The organism is Pseudomonas edaphica (assembly GCF_005863185.1).
GTDB lineage: Bacteria > Pseudomonadota > Gammaproteobacteria > Pseudomonadales > Pseudomonadaceae > Aquipseudomonas > Aquipseudomonas edaphica.
The window spans coordinates 1-3,489 of the sequence record NZ_VBVZ01000634.1 but is presented as its reverse complement, the minus strand read 5'-3'; the positions used below and the strand labels follow the sequence as shown (position 1 = coordinate 3,489).

Genomic DNA, 3,489 nt, shown 5'->3' with positions numbered 1-3,489 from the left:
ATTGCGATTGTCAGTGGTGGGGCGGTGACGTTTGAGGCGGTGAAGGATTTGCGGCAGGAGAGTCATGAGAAGAGCAATAACAATGCCTTCTGGGTGTCTTCCAAAGGCAAAGGCAGCACCGACGAGACGTTGCGCCAGACCCAAATGGTTGCCGAGGGCAGCATCGCGATCAAGGCGGTCGAAGGCCTGAAAATTGACGTCAATCAGGTCAATCAACAGACCGTCAGCCAATCCATTGATGCGATGGTCAAGGCTGATCCCCAGTTGGCGTGGATCAAGGACGCCGAGGCAAGGGGTGATGTGGACTGGAGGCAGGTCAAAGAGATTCATGACAGCTTCAAGTACAGCAACTCGGGGTTGGGGCCTGCTTCGCAGATCATTATCGCGATTTTGATGGCGGCGGTGGTTGGGCCTATGGCGGCGGGCGCCATGGGCACGGCTACCGGTGGCATGGTAACTGCGGGAACACTCTCCGTAGAAGCGGCGGCTGGCATATCTGCTGCGACAGGCGCTGTTGCGGCGGGAGCGGCGACCAACGCTACGGTTAGTGTCATTAACAATCGTGGGAACCTGGGCGCAGTGCTTAAAGATGTCACCTCCTCGGATGCCATGAAGGGGTATGTGATTTCCGGTGCCACGGCCGGCTTTACCGCTGCTTACTTTGACGGATGGACTGGGACCCATACGGACACGGCCACCGGAAAAATAATTGGACCGAAGTTATATACCGTGGGTGGTGTAGGGCAGTTTGCAGCGAATCAAGCGCTTCAAAATGGCACTTCTTTACTGCTAAGCAAAGCTCTCGGACAAGGCGGGAGTGCCAGTGATGCGTTAAAAAACGCATTGTTTAATACTCTGGCCGCCGCCAGCTTCAATGCCGTCGGCGATTACACCAAGGGCGTGTTTGCCGATGGATCGGCGCAAAAAATTGCCATTCATGCCATGGTCGGAGGGCTACTGGCCGAGGCGACAGGTGGTGATTTCAAAACGGGCGCTTTAGCCGCCGGGGCAAACGAAGCCTTGGTCGCAGACCTAAACAAGCTGGTTAAAGGCGACGAACGCTTATTGACCATGAGCTCTCAAATCGTAGGCGTGTTGGCTGCCGCCGGTCAAAAAAATGCTGACGCAAGCAAGCTAGAGAAGGGCAAGTGGATTGCGCAGAACTCGACTCAGTACAACTTTTTGGGAGATCACTCCGCACCTGAGCGGGATAAGGCGCGTGAAGCATTTGAGAAGGATCGCAGTATTGGGGCAGCCAAGACGCTGGTGACTCTCGAAGGGGCGGATCAGCGCAGCGATAACCTGTTGGCGGCCTACAAGCAGAATCCTGGTTCTTTATCCAGAGCCGACATCGTTGAGTTAAATGCCTATCTTCAGGTCTACGCCTACGAGCAAACTGCAGCCAAGGGAGAGGCACAGGCGCTTAAAGAACTGGCAAGCCTCCTCACCAAAGGGCCGACGCCCTCCACTGAGTTTTCTTATGCTGGTACAACCGATGCAAAAAATGCGTACGCGGATGCTGCGCGATCTGAGCTGAGTTGGGCTGAGCAATTTTCGTGGAGCAGGGATAGAAGTGCTAACGAGCTGACTTACAGGGATGCCAAGGGGGTTCTGCGCGAAAATAACGAGCAGCAAGGCCTTGCGAATATCGGGAGTCCTGCCATTTATGGACTTTCGGGGCCATTAGGCGCTAGTGTTCGAATCGCTGCAGCGGCTAACGGTGTGCTTCAAGCAGGCCATGGTGCGAACCAGGCTATCAATGGTGATGGATGGAACGCAGCGGGTAATTTGCTGTTTGGGGCGCTCGCGATTGCGGGGTTGGGGATTCCTGGGGCGAAGCCGAGTGTTACGGTGGGTGCAAAGAGAGGCGGTGCGGTTGCTGAAGTGTCGCCCGTTTCAAAAGGCAGTTTTTCAGCATCTCAAGTAGATGGCGATTTTGGTTATCTAAATCAACCTGCACCCTTTAAACCCGCGGCTTTCGTTGACGTCTATTCTTCAGCGAAAGGATATATTAGCAATGGCAGGATCAATGCTGCGGATTTGGAAAAACTGATGCCTCCAGGTACGCCTAATACCTTCAAAACATCAGCTACAATTGCAGATGGTAGTAAATTTCAGTATCAATGGAACGGTCAAATAGTAGAGATCAAATGGCACGCTCCAGATGTCAACGCCGCTCAAAAATTTCCTGGGTCTAATGCGGGGGGCGGGTGGACGGCACAGATAAAAATTGGAAACAAGCTACTTGGTCAAGATGGTAATTTGTATAGGAAGCCATCTAATATTACGCATATACCGGTAGATTTCTGAAATGAAAAAGCTTGAATATTATTCAGCACTTCCAGATTCGATGCCTGAAGGAGATATTCGTTCTGAGCTTGTTGCGTTGCTGAGAGATTTTGAGAATCAAGATCTCGGTAGGCTCGAGTTTTCTAAGTCATTGTTAGAGCTAAGTGATCGACAATGGCATACCTATACAATTTTAGATTTTGAGTTGAAGTGTCAGGTTGAAGAGATTTTGAAGTTGATATGGGATGGGCAGGATTTAGAACTCGTTGAAATTATTATTGGGGTTGTCGCTAGGCTAGGGCTTGAAGAGGTTTACAATTTTGTGCGCACATATCCAGTTGAAAAGTTGTCGTTGAAGGTTTCGTCTGAGATAAAAGTTGCTTTGGCCGAAATCGGAAACTCTGTTTCAGATCCCTATAGTGGAATGAAGTAGATTATTTTTGCTTGATAAAAAAGAAAAGGGGACGGATTTATTTGATCGAGAAAGGGGCGAATTCCTTTTTCAGCCTTTTTGCAATGGAGACTGACTTGAAAATTTGATGCTTTTATTTTTCTATGATGGTGGCTAGCTCTTTAATAACGTGGCTTTATTTTTTTGTGCTCGGTAGCTTGATGCTTTGGTTAACCAGTTAGCCAGCATCCATTTATTTATGAGAAGTGCGTGAATTAAATAAATCTGTCCCCTTTTTTTGGGTTGTGATAACCGTGGGGCAGGTGCTTGCATTGGTGCTCAATGTAGAGGGCTCCCAAATGGTACTAAGGTACGAATAGACGTGGTGGATTAGAATATGTCGAGTTTGGATAAACTGTTATAGAGAGCGAGTTCATCTTTGAGCGAGCATGTTCCTGAACTCTCAGTAGAATTATTTGAAATGGCTGGCGATTTAGCTTGTGCACTCTTGGCAATGCTCGAACGATGTAATGGATTTTATGCGTTGGAAAGTGCTCTGCATGTGTTTTCGACGCGCTCTAGTCAGCATGAAATCAGCATTTTTGATTGGAATGAAAACTCTCTGTGGCGTGATGGGTATGACGGCTTGGTCGATGGCTGTCTATTTTTTGCTGAGGATATTTTTGGTGGGCAGTTTTGTATAAAAAATAATAAAATTTATACTTTTGACCCCGAAACAGGATCGCTAGAATTTTTGGCACAAGATATTGAGGAGTGGGCGCAACTACTAGTGCTGTCTCTTATAGACA

The 3,489-nt window shown here is 48.8% G+C and carries 3 protein-coding genes; all 3 read left to right on the top strand.

Translation table 11 applies throughout. From position 1 onward, the window contains the following. A partial coding sequence (locus tag FEM54_RS34795) for a DUF637 domain-containing protein (RefSeq protein ID WP_240792815.1) occupies positions 1–2,310 on the top strand: 2,310 nt, incomplete at its 5' end. 1 nt (position 2,311) lies between these two features. Next, on the top strand, positions 2,312–2,722 hold the full coding sequence (locus FEM54_RS27985) for a hypothetical protein (protein ID WP_138453798.1): 411 nt from the start codon (positions 2,312–2,314) through the stop codon (positions 2,720–2,722). A gap of 397 nt (positions 2,723–3,119) precedes the next feature. Beyond that, positions 3,120–3,489: SMI1/KNR4 family protein (locus tag FEM54_RS27980; protein ID WP_205894438.1), on the top strand; the 370-nt coding region annotated here is incomplete at its 3' end.